This is a genomic window from Klebsiella sp. CN_Kp088, assembly GCF_040064335.1.
GTDB classification, from domain to species: Bacteria; Pseudomonadota; Gammaproteobacteria; order Enterobacterales; family Enterobacteriaceae; genus Klebsiella; species Klebsiella aerogenes.
In genome coordinates, this window is sequence record NZ_JBEAIQ010000025.1 from 101,987 (window position 1) to 121,522 (window position 19,536).

A 19,536-nucleotide genomic window follows, 5' to 3' on the forward strand; every position below is an offset into this window, starting at 1 on the left:
GGCTAGTACAAATGCAGATGTATTAATTTTTTCTCAAAATATATTTCCTGAGGTTATTGCGTTTATAATCAGATTATTTGGCGAAAATCCCTTTTCCGCATAAATACATATTTTCAGGTAATACAGGAATTACTGGCTAACGGCCCCGGCGACCGGTGCAACGCTTTTCGCCTTTTCGACTTCATTCTTTATTAATGAACGCTCATAGGCGCGCAGGAATGGCAGATAAATCACTGCCGACATCACCATGCAGATAACGCACATCACCACCGGGCTTAAAGTCCAGTTAGCCGCCCACGAGGCGCCAATCGGCGCGGGCGTCGTCCACGGCGTCAGCGACACCACCTGGCTCAGCCAGCCAAGGCGGGTTGCGCCGTAAGCCAGCACCGCGTTGACCATCGGCACGCAGACGAAGGGGATAAACATCATTGGGTTCATGATGATCGGCGCGCCGAACAGAATCGGTTCATTGATATTAAAGAAGCTCGGCACGATGCCCATTTTGCCGATAGTCCGCAGATGCGTGACCCGGCTACGCAGCAGCAGGAAGGCCAGCGGCAGGGTCGAACCGACGCCGCCAATCAGCAAATAGTGATCCCAGAAGCCCTGCAGGTAAACGTGCGGCAGCGCCGCGCCGGCCGCCAGCGCCGCCTGGTTTGCCGACAGGTTGGCCATCCAGAACGGGTTCATAATCCCGGTAACGATAAGCGAGCCGTGAATACCGGCGAACCAGAAAATCTGGCACATCAGCACCGACAGCAGAATCGCCGGCAGCGAATCGGAGGCGGAGACCAGCGGTTCCAGCAGATGCATAATCGCCTGCGGCAGGATCATGCCGGTTTGCGCCTCAATGAACAGGTTGAGCGGATGCAGAGTACCGATGACCACCAGTACCGGAATGAGGATCTCAAACGAACGGGCGACGCCGGTCGGCACCTCTTTCGGCAGGCGAATGGTCACGTTGTTTTGCTTCAGCCAGGCGTAAACGCGGGTGGAGTAGATGGCGGTGATCAGCGCGGTGAAAATGCCCTGGCCGGATAAATATTGAGTAGAAATTTTGCCATCGGCATAGGGCGCGGCGACCAGCAGGAAGGCCATAAACGCCAGCAGGCCGGACATGACCGGATCGAGCTGGAACTGGCGTCCGAGGCTGGCGCCGATGCCGACCGAGATAAAGAAGGTCATAACGCCCATGCTGAGGTTAAACGGCAGCATCAGCTGTTCACGGTACTGCTGGGAAAAATCCAGCCAGCCGCGGGCAAAGCCGTTAGTGGTCTCCGGCGAGAAAGGCGGAAAGATAAATACCAGCATGAAAGAGCCGATGATCATGAACGGCAATGCGGCGGTAAAGCCATCGCGGATGGCGATAACATATTTCTGTTGCCCAAGGCGTCCTGCCAGCGGAGTAATAGATTGCTCGATCACGGCAATCATCGACTGATACAGAGAACTCATTTGAACACCTCTTAGTGCGCCGCGGCGATCAGCGACAGGGCATAATTCAGAACGTTATCTCCCCGCTGCATTCCGTAATCCATCGTATCGATAGGCTGGACGGGAATATTCAGGGGAGCGGCTTTCTCGCTAAGCATTTTCAGCATGTATTTGACCTGGGGGCCAAGCAGCACCACCTGGTATTGTGGAAACTGCATATCAAATTCGGCAACGCCATAGGCGTCAATCTGCACCGGCAGGTCGCGTTCCTTTGCGGCATCCACCATTTTCCTCACCAGCAGGCTGGTGGACATCCCGGCGGAGCAACACAGCATAATCTTGTACATCGACGGCTTTCCTCATATGTAAAAAGTTATTGCGAGGATGATTTGATATCAGACGGAAACCGGTTTCCATTTATAAAAAACAGAACTGTGAGCGCGGTCAATAACTCACCGTTAGCGGGCTTACTAATTAGATTTCGCTCACAAAATAATGTCGATTTGGCGTGGTTTTTTGCCGAAATGGAAAATCGGTTTCCAAATAAAAAAGGAAACGGCTATACTGCCGCTGGTTATAATTGAAGCGATTCAGGACACAGCGTTACAGGGGCTAAGCCGCACCTGCCAGGGGAAAAAAGATGTCGACAATCAATGATGTATCACGGTTAGCCGGGGTATCGAAAGCCACGGTTTCGCGCGTGCTGAGCGGTTCGCGCGGGGTAAAAGAGGCCAGCCGCCAGGCGGTGCTTCAGGCGGCGGAAACGCTGAACTACCGGCCCAATATGATTGCCCAATCCTTACTGAGCCAGTCGACGGGCTGTATCGGCGTGATTTGCGCGCAGGACAACATCAATCAGACCACCAGCTATCTCTACGCCCTGGAAAAACAGCTCAGCCAGCATCAGAAGCATCTACTGCTGCGCTTCGCCAATAACCGCGGCGACGTATTAAGCGCGCTGGATGAACTCACCTGTGGCCTGTGCGATGACGTGCTGATCATCGGCGCGCGCTTTCCGCTGCAGATCGAGCGCCCCGATGTGGTGCTGATTGATTGTCTGGAAAGCGATGGCGAGAACAGTATTCAGTTTGATCACGCCTTCGCCGCGGAAACCGCCTGTCATTATCTGATTAATCAGGGGCGGCGGCAGATTGCGCTGATCCATCCGCAGGGGAGCGGCTTTGCCGATCAGGTGCTGCTGGGCTATAAGCATGCGCTGGAGAAGAACTTCCTGCCGTTTAATCGCAACCTGGTCTTCCTGGACTGCGCCTCGTCGTCGGTGGCGGTACAGGAGTTGATGAATAACGCCACTACCCTGAACTTTAATGCGCTGTTGGTGAGCGATGAACTGCAGGCGCAGCGGGTAGTGCCGCAGCTGCAGGCGTTTAACCGCGCGGTGCCGGAAAAAGTAATGGTCTTCAGTCTCGCGGGTTCGCTGCAGATGCCGGGTATTCCGACCATCCCAGCGATTGAGTATTCGATGGATGCGATGGCTTCGCGGATCGTCAACTGGCTGATCGGCAAAAGCCCGCAGCCCGGCGGCAGCCTGCTGCGCGGCGACTTAATTATTCCCGAGCGTTGGGGGAAATAAAAAAACCGTCGCGGCAGGCAACGGTTTTCCTGATAATTCAGCCCGTTATTTACCCGGGCAGCGAATTTTATCAATGGCGGCCAGATAGCCTTTTTGATTATTGCGCTCTTTCGCCAGCGTCGCTTCGCGAACGTAACTCTGGTTGTCTTTCGAGGCGAGGATTTTATTGGCGAAATCGGTATCGCTGAGGGTGCTCGCCGGGGCGCATTTTTCCTTCACCGCTTTCAACACCTGCTGTTTTTGCTGCTCAAACTGCAGGCTTTGCAGCGGCGATTCGGCCCACGCCGCGCTGGCGCTAAGGGCAGTAACCAGACACAACATCCAACACGCTTTCATGGCGCTTCTCCTTCACTTTTCGCTTCAGTCAACTATATGCGCAGCAGGTGAATTGCGCAAATGTTAGACACTTTTTGTTGTTTAAAATCAGATGATTGCTATTACGCCGCGCGTACCCGCCGCCGGGAATCCACCGCGATGAGAATGACCGAAGAGAGAATCAACAGCGTCCCCAGCCAGTCCGGCAGGGTAAAGGTAATGCCCAACAGCAATAGAGAGAGCAGGGCGCTGCTCAGCGGCTCTGCGCAGCTGAGAATCCCGGCCTTTGCGCCGCCAATCTGCTGGGCGCCGTTGAGATACAGGCTGAAGGTCAGCGAGGTACCGATCACCACGAGATAGAAAAACGCCAGCAGCAGACGGCCGTTCACTACAAAGTTCGCGCTCTGGCTGCCATAAAACGGCAACAGCATCGCCCCGCCAATCAGCATGCTCCAGCCGACGATCGGCAGCGTGCCGTAGCGGGCGATAAGCGTTGAGGGATAGGTGGTATAAAACGCCGCCGCGAAGGCTGAGGCGATCCCCCAGAACAGCGCCGCCGGCGAGATGGAGAGCGAGGTCGGGTTGCCGTGGGTGACCAGCAGGAAGGTGCCGGCAAGCGAGGTGCCAATCGCCAGTAGCACAAAGGGACTGGGCCGCGCCTTACGCGCCAGCGCGAACCAGGCGACGATAATCGTCGGCGACAAAAACTGTAGCACCGTGGCGGTGGCGGCGTTCGACTTCTCGATAGTCATCAGGAAGGTGTACTGCACGGTTAACGCGCCGACCAGCGAGAAAAACAGCAGGCTGAGGGCATCTTTGCGGTTTTGCATAACGCGGAAAATTTTGTCGCCGTGAACGAAGGCGAGCATCAGCAAAATCAGCCCGGCGAACAGCAGGCGGATCATGGTCAGATAGGGCGATGACATCTGACTTTGCTGCATAATGTACTGCGCGCAGACCCCGGAACTGCCCCACAGGACGGCGGCGATCAATACGTTCAACATCCCTCTTTTGCTGGAACCCATTTTTCCCTCGCGTGAAATAGCGCAAAGCAGGAATCATAGCACGGCGCGACGCGGCGCGCGCTTTACTGCCGACGCCACTCGCCCGGCGTCATGCCGTAGTGTTTTTTAAAGGTTTTCGCAAACGAAGCCTGTGATTGAAAACCGCAGCGTTCGGCAATCACTTCCAGCCGCGCCTGGCGATCGAGATGCAGCAGGCGAGCGGCCATCGCCATCCGCAGTTGCGACAGCCACGCCTGTGGCGTCAGATGATAGACGCGGGCAAAATGGCGGGCGAAGGTGGCGCGCGATAAAAACGCCCGCGCCGCCATGCTCTCGATAGTCCAAGGCTGTTCCGGCGCGGCCAGCACCGCGAGAACGGCCGGCATCAGCCGCGCATCGCTCATCAGGCGCAACAGGCCGCCCGGCGGCTCCTGCGCGCCGAGCAGGGTACGTAACAGCAGTACCAGCAGCGTATCGCCAAGACTGCGTACGATAGCGCTGCCGCCGGGATGTTCCGCCAGGCTTTCGCGTACCAGCACGTTAAGCAAAATATCCAGTTCCGGGCAATCTTCGCGCTCATCGGTATGTAAATGGATCAGCGCCGACTCTTCGGCGAACAGCCAGTTAACGTGCGGGCCGAAGTAAAACTCGCCGCACAGCATCTCCAGCGCATCGCTCTCTTCGGCGGTGCGGACTTCCGTCAGCGTGCCGTTAAAGCGGTGGGCGACGGGCAGTACCTGGCCCCACTCCACCAGGCTCTCCATCAGATGCGGCGAACCGTGCGGCAGCAGGATCACGTCGCCGGCGCGCATGTGGCGGGTTTGATGACCAACGGTTAACCGTCCTTCGCCGCGCAACACAAAGTGCCACGGCACCACGCCCGCTCGCATTTGATCGTGTCCGGCCTGCCAGCGGCCGCCGAAACGGCAATGAAGATTCACTTCGCAACGTGGGGCCAGCAGCGCCAACAGATGGCTCAAACTATCCATGCGACTCCTGAGACGATAAGACAAAAAAATGAGACGAAGAGCGCCAGTCTAGCACGTCGCCGACCACTAAGATGTCTCCATTGCCACAACATACCCTCAAACAACAGGAGTACACCATGAGCCGTTTAGCCGATATCCGTGAACAAGATGCCACCGGGAAAGCCGCCGATATTTTCGCCGGAATTAAAAAAGCGATGGGTAAAGTGCCGAATGCCTATCTGACCATCGGCGGCCACTCGCCGGCGGCGCTCCAGCAGGCGCTGGCGCACAACGCGATGCTGCATAAAAGCAGCCTTAGCGCGCAGGAGCTGGAGGCGATTAATTTATCGGTCAGCGAAGCGACCGGCTGTGATTACTGCCTGGCCGCCCATACCCTGATGGCCAAAAAAGCGGGCTTCAGCGGCGAGCAAATCCACGCCCTGCGCCGCGGCGAGTATACGGAAGATGCGCGCCTGGACGCGCTGGTGAAATTCGCCCAAACCCTGGTGACCACCACCGGTACGCTGCCGGAAGCGGATGTCGCCGCGCTGCGTCACGCCGGTTTTAGCGACCAGCAGGTGATTGAGATCATCAGCGCTGTCAGCGCCATCTTGTTCACCAACATGGTGAACCGGGTTAACGACACGGTAGTGGACTTCCCGAAAGCCGATTAACCCGTCGTCGCGCGCCTGTTTACAGTCCCAATTCGCTTAGCCCCGGATGATCGTCAGGGCGGCGACCCTGGGGCCAGTGGAACAGGCGCTCGCTTTCCGCGATCGGCAAATCGTTGATGCAGGCGTAGCGCGTGGACATTAGCCCGTGCTCATCAAACTGCCAGTTTTCATTGCCGTATGAACGAAACCAGTTGCCGCTGTCGTCGCACCACTCGTAGGCAAAGCGTACGGCGATGCGATTATCCTGCCACGCCCAAAGCTCCTTAATCAGCCGGTATTGCAGCTCTTTACGCCATTTTCGCTGCAGAAACGCCACGATTTGCCCCCGTCCGTGGACAAATTCGCTGCGGTTGCGCCATTCGCTATCCACGGTATAAGCCAGCGCGACTTTTTGCGCATCGCGGCTGTTCCAGCCATCTTCGGCGGCGCGCACCTTCTGCACGGCGCTATCGCGGGTAAACGGCGGTAACGGGGGACGTTGTTCGCTCATCAAAACTCTCCTTTTGGGGATAATTGTTGCTGCAGGTGCTGATTCTCCTGCTCCAGTTCATGAATACGCTCTTGCAGGCTCTGGCTGTATTCCGCGACCTGCTGTGCGCTGTAGCGCGGCGTAATGTGCTGCGGGCAGTTCCAGTCAAAAGCCTGCAGATGAAAACGAAACAGGCGTTCGATGCTGGCGCGATAGTTTGTCGGCGTCACTAATGCCAGCAGCTCAGGCTGCTCTTCCGCCACCAGCACCTCGACGGTGGCGTAGATTTTCAGCCTGGCACGGCGCGGGTAATCCATCAAAAACAGGCAGGCCCGGTCGCTGCCGCGCAGGTTGCCGGTGGTGATGTACTGGCGATTACCGCCGAAATCGGCCATGGCCAGCGTGGTGTCATCCAGCAGGCGCAGAAAACCCGGCGGGCCGCCGCGATGCTGAATGTAGGGCCAGCCGCTTTGCGACACCGTCGCCAGATAAAAACTGTCGCGGGTAGCGATCATCCCCTCTTCGCTGGCGCCGAAGCGATCCGCCTGACGGCGGCTGTGCGGCGTTTGCCACAGCTGGTCGCTGCCCATTTCATGTTGCACATCCATGACATCCGGGGTGATAGCGATATCGAGAAAGGTTGCTGTCATAACGCCTCCTGAAGGTAGGGGGCTATCATGGACTGTGCTGTGAAAAATGATAATACTGCTTATCTGGTAATCATCTTTCCGAAAAGCGGGAGAATAATGGACCGATTAAGCGCTATGGCGCTGCTGGTGAAAGTCACTGAACTGGGCAGTATGTCGGCGGCGGCGCGGGCGCTGAATACGCCGTTGACTACCGTGAGCCGTAATATCGGCGAGCTGGAGAGCGCGCTGGGAGTCCGTTTATTGACGCGCACCACCCGTAAACTCACCCTCACCGATGCCGGCGTCGATTATGTCGCCGCCGCGCGGCGGATCCTCGAAGAGGTGGAAAACGCCGAACGCCGGGCAACGGGTGAATACCAGGAACCGAAGGGCGAGCTGGTGATCTCCGCGCCGACGATGTTTGGTCGCCAGCACGTTCTGCCAGTCATTAGTGAATTTATCGCCCGTTATCCGCAAATTCGCGTACGTTTGTTACTTAGCGACAGTAATGCCGATCTGGTCGACGACCATATCGATCTGGCGGTACGGATTGGCGAACTGGCTGATAGCAGCATGGTGGCGACCCGGCTCGGCGCGATGCGCATTGTCGCCTGCGCCCATCCCGCGCTGTTGGCGAAATACGGCGAACCGCAGCGGCCGCGCGATCTGGCGGCGCTGCCGATCATCCGTATTGAATCGCCGATGCCCTATCGCGGCTGGCGCTTTCGCGCCGTTGAGCGCGAGGACCAGCTCATTCATCTGCCGCCGGTGTTAGCCGTCACCACGCCGGAGAGCGCCGCCGATGCCGCGCGGCTGGGCGTTGGCGTGGCCCGCTTGCTGCACTACCAGGCGCTGGATGGCCTGCGCTGCGGGGAACTGCGTCTGCTGCTGGAAAGCGTCGAGCCGGAGCCCGCGCCGGTTCATTTGTTATATACCGCGCGGGAGCTGGCTCCGCTTAAGCTGCGGAAATTTATCGATTTTGCCGCGCCGGCGCTGCGCCAGTCCTTGCTACGCATTGCCGGGGCCGTTTAATGCGCCGCGGTTTTCAGCGGCGCCTCCTTCAATAGCCAGGAAAGGACAAACGCGACGGCCATAATGCAGGCCGCCATCAGGAATGCCGCATGGATCGCCGCGCCGAAGGCGTCGAGATAATCGAGACGGATCGCCGCTGGCAGATGCTGTACCGCCACCGGGTTCATGGCTGGCGGCAGCACCGCGCCCTCCGGCAGCAGTTTCTGCAGGTTATTTTGCAGCACATGGGTAAAGACCGCGCCGAACAATGCCACGCCGATGGAGCCGCCAATCGAGCGGAACAGGGTCACGCCGGAAGTGGCGACGCCGTACATCTGCGCCGGCATCGCGTTCTGTACCGCCAGCACCAGTACCTGCATCACCAGCCCCAGGCCAGCGCCGAGCACGCCGGTAAACAGGTATAACTGCCACATTGGCGAATGAATGGTGATGCGTGTCAGCAGCACCATGCCGGTCACGCCGAGTAGGGTACCGATAATCGGGAAAATTCGGTATTTCCCGGTGTGGCTAATCACCCGGCCGCTGATGATCGAGGTCAGCAACAGGCCGCCCATCAGCGGGATTAACTGTAACCCGGCCTCGGTTGGCGTCGCCTCTTTCACCACCTGCAGATAGAGCGGCAGGAAAGTGACCGAACCGAACAGCGACATGCCGATAACAAAGCCAATCAGACTACACAGCAGGAAGCTGCGGTTGCGGAATAGCGACAGCGGAATAATCGGCTCGGCGGCGATCCGTTCTTCGTAGATAAAACCGATGATCCCCACGATGCCGAAGGCCAGAATGCACCACAGCTGCGGGTCATTCCACGCATGGACGCTGCCGCCTTCCGAGGTAAACAGGATGATGCATAACAGCGCCATGCTGAGGTAAATCGCCCCCAGCCAGTCAATCTGATGCTGGCTACGTTTGTTGCTACTGTGGAATACCGCGCCGATGACCAGCAACGCGAACAGGCCCAGCGGTAGGTTGATATAGAAAATCCAGCGCCATGAGGCGTGCTGTACCAGGAAACCGCCGATCAGTGGGCCGATAACCGTCGCCAGGCCGAAGACGCCGCCGAACAGTCCCTGATAGCGTCCGCGGTTGGCAGGTGGGATAACGTCGGCGACCGCCGCCATGCTGATCACCATCAGGCCGCCGCCGCCGAGCCCCTGTAGCGCGCGCATCAGTACCAATTGCGTCATGTTTTGCGCCAGTCCGCAGAGCGCGGAACCGGCAAGAAACAGCACGATCGCCACCTGCAGCACGATTTTACGCCCGAACAGATCGCCGAATTTACCGTACAGCGGCACCACGATGGTCGAGCTGAGGATATAGGCGGTAACCACCCACGAGAGTTTATCCAGTCCGCCGAGCTCGCCAACGATAGTAGGCAAGGCGGTGGAGACAATGGTCTGGTCCAGCGCCGACAGCAGCATCACCAGCAGCAGGGCGCTGAACAGCAGGCGGATTGAGGGCGCCGGTTGGTTTGCGACTTCAGATGTCATTGCATCACTCGCTTGAAATTAATTAAATGCATAATTAATATTTAGTGAAATGATGAATCGGGTCAAGAGATCGCCAACATATGCCAGCACAAAAAGCTAATGAAGCGCCGCGCCGCCCCGGTCGGCCACGCGGTAAAAAACCGGGAACCGCTAACCGCGAGCAGTTGATAGATATCGCCCTGGCGCTGTTTGCTCGTCACGGCGCGGCCCGCGTGTCGCTCAATGCCATTGCCAAAGAGGCCGGGGTGACGCCGGCGATGCTGAATTACTATTTTACGTCGCGGGAAGCGCTGATTGAGAATTTGCTGGAAGAGCGCTTTATGCCGCTGCGCAACGATATCAGCCGCATTTTCGTCGACCATCCGCAGGATCCGGTAACGGCGTTGACGATGATGGTTGAGACGCTGGCGGACATGGCGGAGCAAAATGCCTGGTTCGCGCCGCTGTGGATGCAGGAGATCATCGGCGAGATGCCGATGCTGCGCCAGCACATGGATGCGCGCTTCGGCGAGGAGCGTTTTCAGGTGATGCTGGAGACGGTTCGCCGCTGGCAGCAGGAGGGGAAAATTAACCCGGCGCTGGCGCCGGAACTGCTGTTTACCACGGTGATTAGCCTGGTGCTGGTGCCGTTCTCGCGCATCCATAGCGACCCGCGCTTACAGGCGGTAACCCGGCAGACCATTGTTAGCCACGCGCTGGCGTTAATGGGCCACGGGGTCGGCGGTTAAGGCGTGATGTTGTGTTAATTCAGATGCTGATACTGCTTCTGCCTTATGGCTCTCCTGGCGCAGGGATTTTCCCGGAGGCGGCGCGTTGCGCCTTGTCCGGGCTACCAAAGAACTGTCGGCCGGATAAGGCGTAGCCGCCATCCGGCGCAAAAGTCGCGCCTTATCCACGGTTATCGTTACAGTGTCTTCGATAAATAGTGGCGTTGCATACCCGCGTGCGGGAAATCGGGCAGCGACATCTGCAATTGATAGCCTAATTTCTGATAAAACGGCAGCGCCTGGAAGCTGAAGGTATCGACCAGGAGATGACTGCAGCCCAACGCCTGCGCCTGCCGTTCCGCTTCCTGCATAAGCTCGCGGCCCAGACCGTTGCCGCGCGTCGCTTCGCTCACCCACAGGTATTCGATACACAGCCAGTTGCCTTTGCGTTTGGCGATAAGCCCGCCGCGCATCACCGCTTGCTCATCGCGGGAGTAAATGCCCAGATCGCCAAACTGATCTGCGTCGAGATACTGCTGATTATACTGCCGTAGGCCGGCAAACAATTCTTGTTGATCGTCGGGATTAATGCTTTTTGTAATTATTAGAGCCATTAAGTTTCTCCAGTTGCACAGGCTATCGTTATATTTTCCTCTCCTGACTTTCACAAAATATTCTTATTTTCTCCATTATTTTTTGTCTTAATTTTGACCTTCAAAGTAAGCGAAATAACCTTTCCATGACTTTCGAAAGGGCGGGCTGAGAATCCCCACAATAATAATAGTGTTAAGGAACATCTGAGCTCTATTGCGATATTTCCATTGAGACGAAATGTCACCGCGCCCCTCTTTTCCTCGCGATTTAATTCACGGGGGGACGTCTTACATCTTGAGAAAATAAAATGAAACACATCATAGCCCCCATCGCGACAGCATTATTTCTCCTGAGCGGATGCGATAATGCGCAGACAACTGCGCCGCAACAACCCACGCCGGAGGTGGGAATTGTTACGCTGCAAGCCCAGCCGGTGCCGGTGGTCAGCCAACTGACTGGCCGCACTACCGCCTCGCTCAGCGCCGAAGTGCGCCCGCAGGTCGGCGGTATTATTCAGAAGCGCCTGTTTACCGAAGGCGATATGGTGAAGGCCGGGCAGGCCCTTTACCAGATCGATCCCTCCAGTTATCGCGCCACCTGGAACGAAGCGGCGGCCGCGTTGAAGCAGGCGCAGGCGCTGGTGGTCTCTGATTGCCAGAAAGCCCAGCGCTACGCGTCGTTGGTCAGAGATAACGGCGTCTCTCGCCAGGATGCCGACGACGCTGCCTCCGCCTGCGCCCAGGACAAGGCCAGTGTGGAGTCGAAAAAAGCGGCGCTCGAGAGCGCGCGCATCAACCTGAACTGGACCACCGTCACCGCGCCGATTGCCGGGCGCATCGGCATCTCCTCGGTTACGCCGGGAGCGCTGGTCTCTGCCGACCAGGATACCGCGCTGGCGACGATCCGCGGCCTCGACACCATGTATGTCGATCTGACGCGATCCAGTGTCGATCTCCTGCGTTTACGCAGGCAGAGCCTGGCCAGCAACAGCGATACCCTCAGCGTGACGTTAACCCTTGAGGATGGCAGTACCTATCCCGAAAAAGGGCGTCTGGCGCTCACCGAAGTCGCCGTCGATGAATCCACAGGCTCGGTGACTCTGCGCGCCATCTTCCCCAACCCGCAGCACGTCCTGCTGCCGGGAATGTTTGTCCGCGCGCGTATCGATGAAGGTATCATGAACGACGCGATCCTCGCGCCGCAGCAGGGTATCACCCGCGATGCCAAAGGCGACGCCACGGCGCTGGTTGTCGATGCCGACAACAACGTTGAGCAGCGTACCGTGCAAACCGGCGATACCTACGGCGATAAATGGCTGGTGCTGAGCGGTCTGAAAGCGGGCGACAAGCTGATTGTCGAAGGCACCGGTAAAGTGTCCCCCGGACAAGCGGTGAAGGCCGTTGCCGTCAAAAATAACGGAGGCAATGCCTGATGTTCTCCCGTTTCTTCGTGCGTCGCCCGGTCTTTGCCTGGGTGATCGCTATCCTTATCATGCTTGCCGGGGCGCTGGCGATCCGCACGCTGCCGGTGGGACAATATCCGGACGTCGCCCCGCCAGCAGTAAAAATATCCGCGACCTATACTGGAGCTTCCGCAGAAACCCTGGAAAACAGCGTCACCCAGGTTATCGAGCAGCAACTCACCGGGCTGGATAACTTACTTTATTTCACCTCCACCAGCAGTTCGGATGGTACGGTAAGTATTACCGTCACCTTTGAGCAGGGGACCGATCCGGATACCGCTCAGGTACAGGTGCAAAACAAAGTGCAGCAGGCGGAATCGCGTCTGCCGAGTGAAGTACAGCAATCTGGCGTAACGGTAGAAAAATCGCAAAGCAGCTTCCTGTTAATCCTCGCGGTGTATGACAAAACCAACCGCGCCACCAGTTCTGATATCTCCGACTGGCTGGTCAGCAATATGCAGGACCCGCTGGCGCGCGTGGAGGGCGTCGGCAGCCTGCAGGTATTCGGCGCCGAATACGCGATGCGCATCTGGATGGATCCGACCAAACTCGCCTCTTACTCGTTGATGCCTTCCGACGTACAGTCGGCGATTGAGGCGCAGAACGTGCAGGTCTCCGCGGATAAAATCGGCGCGCTACCGTCGTCCAATGCCCAGCAATTGACTGCTACCGTGCGCGCGCAGTCGCGGCTGCAAACTCCTGACCAGTTCAAAGCGATCATTGTAAAGAGCCAGTCCGACGGGTCGGTGGTGCGCCTGAGCGATGTCGCGCGGGTGGAGATGGGCAGCGAGGATTACACCGCCACCGCTAATCTGAACGGCCACCCCGCCGCCGGGATTGCGGTGATGATGGCGCCCGGCGCCAATGCGCTGGATACCGCGACGCTGGTGAAAAGCAAAATCGCTGAATTCCAGCGTCAAATGCCGCAGGGCTACGATATCGCCTACCCGAAAGACAGCACCGAGTTCATCAAAATCTCGGTCGAGGACGTCATTCAGACCCTGTTTGAGGCGATTATCCTCGTGGTCTGCGTAATGTATCTGTTCCTGCAGAACTTCCGCGCGACGCTCATTCCGGCGGTAGCGGTACCGGTCGTGTTACTTGGCACCTTTGGGGTGCTGGCGCTGTTCGGCTACTCCATTAATACCCTGACGCTGTTTGCCATGGTGCTGGCGATCGGCCTGCTGGTGGATGATGCCATTGTGGTGGTGGAAAACGTCGAACGGATTATGCGCGACGAAGGGCTGCCCGCCCGCGAAGCCACCGAAAAATCGATGGGCGAAATCTCCGGCGCGCTGGTGGCGATCGCCCTGGTGCTGTCGGCGGTATTCCTGCCAATGGCCTTTTTCGGCGGTTCGACCGGGGTAATCTATCGCCAGTTCTCGGTGACGATTATCTCGGCGATGATGCTGTCGGTGGTCGTAGCGTTAACCCTCACTCCGGCGCTGTGCGGCGCGCTGCTAAGCCACTCCAAACCTCATGACAAAGGTTTCTTCGGCGCCTTTAATCGCCTGTGGGGGCGTACGGAAGATGGCTACCAGCGTCGCGTACTCGGCGGCTTACGCCGCGGCGCGGTGATGATGGGCGCTTACGCCTTGATTTGCGGGGCGATGGCGTTGGCGATGTGGAAACTGCCGGGCAGCTTTCTGCCGGTGGAGGATCAGGGCGAAATAATGGTCCAGTACACCTTGCCTGCCGGGGCGACGGCGGTGCGTACCGCCGAGGTGCGCCGTCAGGTGACCGACTGGTTCCTCACCAAAGAGAAAGCCAATACCGAAGTTATCTTCACCGTCGACGGCTTCAGTTTCAGCGGCAGCGGTCAGAACGCCGGAATGGCCTTCGTCTCATTGAAAAACTGGTCGCAGCGCAAAGGCGACGAAAATACCGCGCAAGCCATTGCGCTGCGCGCCAACAAAGAGCTGGGCGCGATCCGCGACGCCACCCTGTTCGCCATGACGCCGCCATCGGTGGATGGCCTTGGGCAAAGTAATGGCTTCACTTTCGAGCTGATGGCCAGCGGGGGTACCGATCGCGATAGCCTGATGAAGCTGCGCAGCCAACTGCTGGCCGCAGCCAATCAGAGCGGCGAACTGCAGTCGGTTCGCGCCAACGATCTGCCACAAATGCCACAGCTGCAGGTGGATATCGATAACAATAAAGCCGTCTCGCTGGGGCTGTCGCTCAGCGACGTGACCGATACGCTCTCCAGCGCCTGGGGCGGCACGTACGTCAACGACTTTATCGATCGCGGCCGGGTGAAAAAGGTCTATATCCAGGGCGAGAGCGACGCGCGCGCCGTGCCGTCCGATCTTGGTAAATGGTTTGTCCGCGGCAGCGATAACAGCATGACGCCGTTCACCGCGTTCGCCACCACCCATTGGGAGTACGGCCCGGAAAGCCTGGTACGCTACAACGGCTCGGCCGCCTTTGAGATCCAGGGGGAAAACGCCGCGGGCTTCAGCTCAGGTGCGGCAATGGACCAAATGGAAAAACTGGCCGATAGCCTGCCGGCGGGTTCCACCTGGGCATGGAGCGGTATTTCGCTACAGGAAAAACTGGCCAGTGGCCAGGCGATGAGCCTGTACGCCATTTCGATTCTGGTGGTGTTCCTGTGCCTGGCGGCGCTGTATGAAAGCTGGTCGGTGCCGTTCTCGGTGATCATGGTCATCCCGTTAGGCCTGCTTGGCGCGGCGCTGGCGGCCACGCTGCGCGGCTTAAGTAACGACGTCTATTTCCAGGTGGCGCTGTTGACGACTATTGGCCTGTCGTCGAAGAACGCCATCCTTATCGTTGAATTCGCTGAATCCGCGGTGGATGAGGGCTATTCGCTCTCGCGGGCGGCGATCCGCGCCGCGCAGACCCGTCTGCGCCCGATTGTCATGACCTCGCTGGCATTTATCGCCGGAGTACTGCCGCTGGCCATTGCTACCGGCGCCGGGGCCAACAGCCGCGTGGCGATTGGTACCGGGATTATCGGCGGCACCCTGACGGCGACGCTGCTGGCGGTGTTCTTCGTCCCGCTGTTCTTTGTGCTGGTGAAGCGTCTCTTTACCCGCCCACGTCCTTCTCAGGAGTAAGTTATGTTTCGTTTGAGTTTAATGTTTATCGCGCTCCTGACCGCGGGCTGTGTCTCTCTTGACCCGCACTACGAGCGCCCGGCCGCGCCGGTGCCGGCGACCCTTCCCGGCGCGCACGGCGAATCAACGGCGGTGGTCGGCGACTGGCAAAAAGTGGTCAATGATGCGCGGTTAAAAAAAGTGGTCAGCATCGCGCTTAATAGCAACCGCGATGTGCAAAAGGCATTGGCCGATATTGAAGCCGCTCGCGCCCAGTATGGCGAAACGCGCGCATCGTTGTTTCCCACCGTCGATGCCGAGCTGAGCCATACCCGCAGCAAATCGATCGCCAGCGGCCTAAGTTCTACCTCGCAGGCTGACGGCGCGGTCTCGAGCTTCGAACTGGACTTGTTCGGCAAGAACCAGAGCCTGTCGCGCGCGGCGCGAGAAAGCTGGCTTGCCAGCGAATTCACCGCGCAAAATACCCGACTGACGATGATTGCCGATTTGACCACCGCATGGGTGACGCTGGCGACGGATAATAGCAATCTGGCGCTGGCGCAGCAGACGATGGAAAGCGCGGAGAACTCGCGTAAAATCGTCGCTCGCCAGATGGCGGTGGGCACCGCCTCCGCCGGTGATTTAAGTTCGGCGGAAAGCGTCTATCAGCAGGCGCGAGCCAGCGTCGCCAGCTATCGTACGCTGGTGGCGCAGGATAAAAACGCCATTAACCTACTGGCCGGGGAAACCGTGCCGGAGAGCCTGCTGCCCGGTACGCTGGAGAGCCTGGGGGATAACAGCATCGCGCTGGTGCCGGCGGGGGTATCGTCATCGGTACTGTTGCGCCGGCCGGATATTCAGGAGGCGGAACATAATCTCAAGAGCGCTAATGCCGATATCGGTGCGGCGCGAGCGAACTTTTTCCCGTCCATTTCGCTGACCGCCAGCGCCGGGGTCGGCAGCGATTCGCTATCGTCGCTGTTTAGCCATGGCATGCAGGTGTGGTCGTTCGCCCCGTCCATCAGCCTGCCGCTGTTCACCGGCGGCAGTAATCTGGCGCAGCTACGCTATGCGCAGGCTGAGAAAAAGGGGCTGATTGCCACCTACGAGAAATCCATTCAGAGCGCCTTTAAGGACGTTGCCGATGCGTTGGCGCGCCGGGAAACGCTGAGTGAACAGCTCGATGCCCAGCAGCAGTATGTTGCCGCCGAGCAGAAGTCGCTGGATATCGCGATGAAGAGTTATCAGGCCGGGGTTGGCGATTATCTGTCGGTGCTGACCGCCCAGCGGACGCTGTGGTCGGCGAAGGCGACGCTGCTGTCGCTGCAGCAGACCGACCTCAATAACCGCATTACGCTCTGGCAATCGCTGGGCGGCGGCGCCAGTTAATGTTCCTCTTCGGACGCGTTATAGCACCTTAATCACTCCTGGCACATGCGTTAACTCCAGATTGCGGTAATAAAATATTCCACCTTTATTACCGCAATATCTCTGGCTATACCTACAATTCTCCTATTATCCCAAGCGTATTAATCGTGATACTCTTCACATGAATGGAATAAAAAATTCCTTATACTGCGCGCAACTGAGAATAACGAGGTTTTTATGAGTATCGACCTGAGCAAACTGCTGACCGAGCGACGCAACGCCAACAGCGCCAACATTGACACCCTCTCCACTGTCGACATGCTGACGGTGATAAACCAGGAAGATCAGCAAGTGGCGCAGGCGATAACGCCTTACTTGCCGCAGATAGCGGAAGTCGTGGATAAAGTGGCGGCGGCGCTGCAGGCCGGTGGCCGCTTGATTTATATCGGCGCGGGCACCTCAGGGCGTCTGGGGATCCTCGATGCCAGCGAATGCCCGCCGACCTTTGGCACCCGTCCGGAGCAGGTGGTGGGGATTATCGCCGGCGGACATAAAGCGATTCTGAGCGCCGTGGAAAACGTGGAAGACAATAAAGCGCAAGGGGCGATGGACCTGCAGAACCTTAACTTCAGCAACCGTGATGTGCTGGTGGGGCTGGCGGCCAGCGGACGTACGCCGTACGTCATTGGTGCGATGGAATACGCCCATAGCCAGAATGCGTTTGTCGCTATCGTCAGCTGTAACCCGCACGGTGAAATGGCGCAGCTGGCGGACGTGGCGATTACCCCGGTGGTCGGCCCGGAAGTGGTTACCGGATCGACCCGCCTGAAAGCCGGCACCGCGCAGAAGCTGGTGCTAAACATGATCTCCACCGGGGCGATGATCCGCATCGGCAAGGTCTACAGCAACCTGATGGTGGATGTCGAAGCGACCAACGCCAAGCTGATTGAGCGCCAGGTGTCTATCGTGATGGAAGCGACCGACTGCGATCGCGCCACCGCGCAGAATGCGCTGGATGCCTGTGGCCGCCACTGTAAGACGGCGATTGTGATGGTGTTGGCTGACTTAAGCGCTGCAGAAGCGCAGTCGCTGCTGGCGAAAAACAACGGTTATATCCGCAAGGCGCTAAGCAACACCTGAGCGCCGACAGACAGGTAACAGGCAATGGCAAAAATAACTAAAGAGATGATAGCGCGGATCCTGGCTCACGTCGGCGGGGCCGCAAACGTGGCGCAGGCGGGTAACTGCATGACGCGCCTGCGCTTGACCCTGCGCGATGAAAGCCTGGCCGATAGCGCCGCCATTCGCCAGATTGACGGCGTGATGGGGGTTATCGTCAGCGATGAACAGTTCCAGGTGGTATTAGGGCCCGGCAAGGCGCAGACCGCCGCGGAAATGATGAACGGCCTGATGGAAGCGGCGCCGCAGGCAGCCGCCTCGCTGGCGGATGTGGCAGCGGAGAAAAAGCAGGCGTTAAAGAGTAAGCAGACCAGCGGTGTACAGAAGTTTCTCGCGAAGTTCGCCACTATTTTTACGCCGCTGATCCCCGGCTTTATCGCCGTCGGGCTGTTGTTAGGCTTCGCCACGCTGGCGGAACAAATCTTCGTGCTGGAGAACGCGCATCCTAACGCCAGTCTGGTGGCGCTGATTGGTTATATGAAGGTATTCAGCAAAGGGATGTTTACCTTCCTGAGTATCCTGATTGGCTATAACGCTCAGAAAGCCTTCGGCGGTTCGGGCGTGAACGGCGCGATTATCGCCTCGCTGTTCGTGCTGGGCTACAACCCGGAAGCGACCAGCGGATTCTACGCCGGAATTTCGACCTTCTTCGGCCATGGTATCGACCCGCGCGGCAATATTATCGGCGTGCTAATCGCCTCGATTCTTGGCGCGTGGGTGGAGCGTCAGGTGCGGCGGATAATGCCCGCTAACCTCGATATGATCCTTACCTCGGCGGTGACGCTGCTGATTATGGGCGCGGTGACCTTTACGGTGATTATGCCGATTGGCGGCTGGCTGTTTACCGGTATGTCGTGGCTGTTCCTGCATCTTAACGGCAATCCGTTTGGCTCGGCGGTGCTGGCCGGGCTGTTCCTGCTGGCGGTGATGTTCGGTGTGCATCAGGGGTTTGTGCCGGTCTATTTTGCGCTGGTGGATGCGCAGGGCTTTAACTCGCTGTTTCCTATCCTGGCGATGGCCGGGGCCGGGCAGGTGGGCGCGGCGCTGGCGCTGTTCTGGCGCGCGAAGCGCGATTCGCTGCTGCGAACCCAAATCAAAGGGGCGATTATTCCGGGCTTCCTCGGTATTGGCGAACCGCTGATTTACGGCGTGACCTTGCCGCGCATGAAACCGTTTATCACCGCCTGTATCGGCGGCGCCTGCGGCGGTTTCTTCGTGGGCCTGATTGCCTGGCTGGGGCTGCCGGTTGGCCTGAACACGGTGTTTGGCCCGTCCGGGCTGGTGGCGCTGCCGCTGATGACCTCCGGTAGCGGAATTTATGCCGGGATGGCGGTGTACGCCGGCGGTCTGGCGGTTTCGTATTTATGCGGTTTTGTCCTCACCTGGCTGTTCGCCAGTAAAAACGTTGACCTGAGTTAAGCGTATTTCCCCGGATATGGTTAGGCATTCGGCCGGTAGCCCCGGTAAGCGTAAGCGCTACCGGGGAAGGCGCTTAGACGATTTTCATCTTATTGATACCTTTTCGTGTTTAAAAATCGAGCACAAAATCGTTATAGTTTTGCTC

At 58.3% G+C, this 19,536-nt stretch carries 18 protein-coding genes; 9 read left to right on the plus strand and 9 right to left on the minus strand.

Features of this window, described 5'->3' with window-relative positions:
* Positions 1 to 129: 129 nt before the first annotated feature.
* The gene (locus ABLV08_RS15885; protein ID WP_015703869.1) at positions 130 to 1,455 is read right to left on the minus strand and encodes a PTS cellobiose transporter subunit IIC; all 1,326 of its coding nucleotides are present in this window, start codon (positions 1,453 to 1,455) and stop codon (positions 130 to 132) included.
* 11 nt (positions 1,456 to 1,466) lie between these two features.
* Positions 1,467 to 1,781, minus strand: coding sequence for a PTS sugar transporter subunit IIB (locus ABLV08_RS15890; protein WP_015369080.1), 315 nt, complete (start codon positions 1,779 to 1,781; stop codon positions 1,467 to 1,469).
* Between the two features lie 293 nt (positions 1,782 to 2,074).
* On the opposite strand from ABLV08_RS15890, the gene ABLV08_RS15895 reads away from it, so the two are divergent.
* Entirely contained in the window at positions 2,075 to 3,025 is a 951-nt protein-coding gene (locus tag ABLV08_RS15895; protein WP_020077647.1) for a LacI family DNA-binding transcriptional regulator, read from the plus strand.
* A gap of 45 nt (positions 3,026 to 3,070) precedes the next feature.
* Here ABLV08_RS15895 and ABLV08_RS15900 read toward each other — a convergent pair whose 3' ends face one another.
* From ABLV08_RS15900 to ABLV08_RS15910, 3 genes are all read right to left on the minus strand, one after another.
* Entirely contained in the window at positions 3,071 to 3,361 is a 291-nt protein-coding gene (locus tag ABLV08_RS15900; protein WP_015703867.1) for a YicS family protein, read from the minus strand.
* A 101-nt stretch (positions 3,362 to 3,462) separates the two neighbouring features.
* The gene (locus ABLV08_RS15905) at positions 3,463 to 4,365 is read right to left on the minus strand and encodes an EamA family transporter (protein ID WP_045375196.1); all 903 of its coding nucleotides are present in this window, start codon (positions 4,363 to 4,365) and stop codon (positions 3,463 to 3,465) included.
* A 62-nt stretch (positions 4,366 to 4,427) separates the two neighbouring features.
* Positions 4,428 to 5,333 carry an AraC family transcriptional regulator gene (locus ABLV08_RS15910; RefSeq protein WP_015369088.1) on the minus strand — a complete coding sequence of 302 codons (906 nt, stop codon included), beginning with the start codon at positions 5,331 to 5,333 and terminating at the stop codon, positions 4,428 to 4,430.
* Between the two features lie 116 nt (positions 5,334 to 5,449).
* Here ABLV08_RS15910 and ABLV08_RS15915 point away from each other — a divergent pair, with 116 nt between their 5' ends.
* Complete coding sequence (locus ABLV08_RS15915; RefSeq protein ID WP_015369089.1) at positions 5,450 to 5,986, plus strand: peroxidase-related enzyme; 537 nt, start codon at positions 5,450 to 5,452, stop codon at positions 5,984 to 5,986.
* A 19-nt stretch (positions 5,987 to 6,005) separates the two neighbouring features.
* Here ABLV08_RS15915 and ABLV08_RS15920 read toward each other — a convergent pair whose 3' ends face one another.
* Together ABLV08_RS15920 and ABLV08_RS15925 are read right to left on the minus strand one after the other, a co-directional pair.
* Positions 6,006 to 6,476 carry a nuclear transport factor 2 family protein gene (locus ABLV08_RS15920; protein WP_015369090.1) on the minus strand — a complete coding sequence of 157 codons (471 nt, stop codon included), beginning with the start codon at positions 6,474 to 6,476 and terminating at the stop codon, positions 6,006 to 6,008.
* Positions 6,476 to 7,105, minus strand: coding sequence for a pyridoxamine 5'-phosphate oxidase family protein (locus ABLV08_RS15925; protein ID WP_348856022.1), 630 nt, complete (start codon positions 7,103 to 7,105; stop codon positions 6,476 to 6,478). The genes ABLV08_RS15920 and ABLV08_RS15925 overlap by 1 nt, the downstream gene beginning before the upstream one ends.
* Before the next feature lie 39 nt (positions 7,106 to 7,144).
* On the opposite strand from ABLV08_RS15925, the gene ABLV08_RS15930 reads away from it, so the two are divergent.
* Entirely contained in the window at positions 7,145 to 8,116 is a 972-nt protein-coding gene (locus ABLV08_RS15930; protein WP_161798755.1) for a LysR substrate-binding domain-containing protein, read from the plus strand.
* Here the strand turns inward: ABLV08_RS15930 and ABLV08_RS15935 are convergent.
* A complete protein-coding gene (locus ABLV08_RS15935) occupies positions 8,113 to 9,606 on the minus strand; it encodes an MDR family MFS transporter (RefSeq protein WP_015369093.1) in 1,494 nt (497 codons plus the stop codon). The genes ABLV08_RS15930 and ABLV08_RS15935 overlap by 4 nt on opposite strands.
* 80 nt (positions 9,607 to 9,686) lie before the next feature.
* On the opposite strand from ABLV08_RS15935, the gene ABLV08_RS15940 reads away from it, so the two are divergent.
* Positions 9,687 to 10,334, plus strand: a complete 648-nt coding sequence (locus ABLV08_RS15940; protein ID WP_032709455.1) for a TetR/AcrR family transcriptional regulator — start codon at positions 9,687 to 9,689, stop codon at positions 10,332 to 10,334.
* 176 nt (positions 10,335 to 10,510) lie between these two features.
* On the opposite strand, the gene ABLV08_RS15945 is transcribed toward ABLV08_RS15940, so the two are convergent.
* Positions 10,511 to 10,927, minus strand: coding sequence for a GNAT family N-acetyltransferase (locus ABLV08_RS15945; RefSeq protein ID WP_020077651.1), 417 nt, complete (start codon positions 10,925 to 10,927; stop codon positions 10,511 to 10,513).
* A gap of 287 nt (positions 10,928 to 11,214) precedes the next feature.
* Between ABLV08_RS15945 and eefA the strand changes: the two genes are divergently transcribed.
* The 5 genes from eefA to murP all read left to right on the plus strand — a co-directional run bounded on the left by eefA (position 11,215) and on the right by murP (position 19,391).
* The gene (gene eefA / locus ABLV08_RS15950) at positions 11,215 to 12,339 is read left to right on the plus strand and encodes a multidrug efflux RND transporter periplasmic adaptor subunit EefA (RefSeq protein ID WP_015703858.1); all 1,125 of its coding nucleotides are present in this window, start codon (positions 11,215 to 11,217) and stop codon (positions 12,337 to 12,339) included.
* The gene (eefB, locus tag ABLV08_RS15955; RefSeq protein ID WP_348856023.1) at positions 12,339 to 15,446 is read left to right on the plus strand and encodes a multidrug efflux RND transporter permease subunit EefB; all 3,108 of its coding nucleotides are present in this window, start codon (positions 12,339 to 12,341) and stop codon (positions 15,444 to 15,446) included. Before eefA ends, eefB begins: the two co-directional genes overlap by 1 nt.
* 3 nt (positions 15,447 to 15,449) lie before the next feature.
* Positions 15,450 to 16,814 carry a multidrug efflux RND transporter outer membrane subunit EefC gene (gene eefC, locus ABLV08_RS15960; protein ID WP_063421576.1) on the plus strand — a complete coding sequence of 455 codons (1,365 nt, stop codon included), beginning with the start codon at positions 15,450 to 15,452 and terminating at the stop codon, positions 16,812 to 16,814.
* 216 nt (positions 16,815 to 17,030) lie between these two features.
* Complete coding sequence (gene murQ, locus ABLV08_RS15965; protein ID WP_047037960.1) at positions 17,031 to 17,933, plus strand: N-acetylmuramic acid 6-phosphate etherase; 903 nt, start codon at positions 17,031 to 17,033, stop codon at positions 17,931 to 17,933.
* A gap of 24 nt (positions 17,934 to 17,957) precedes the next feature.
* Complete coding sequence (gene murP / locus ABLV08_RS15970; RefSeq protein ID WP_020077655.1) at positions 17,958 to 19,391, plus strand: PTS N-acetylmuramic acid transporter subunit IIBC; 1,434 nt, start codon at positions 17,958 to 17,960, stop codon at positions 19,389 to 19,391.
* Positions 19,392 to 19,536 lie beyond the last annotated feature (145 nt).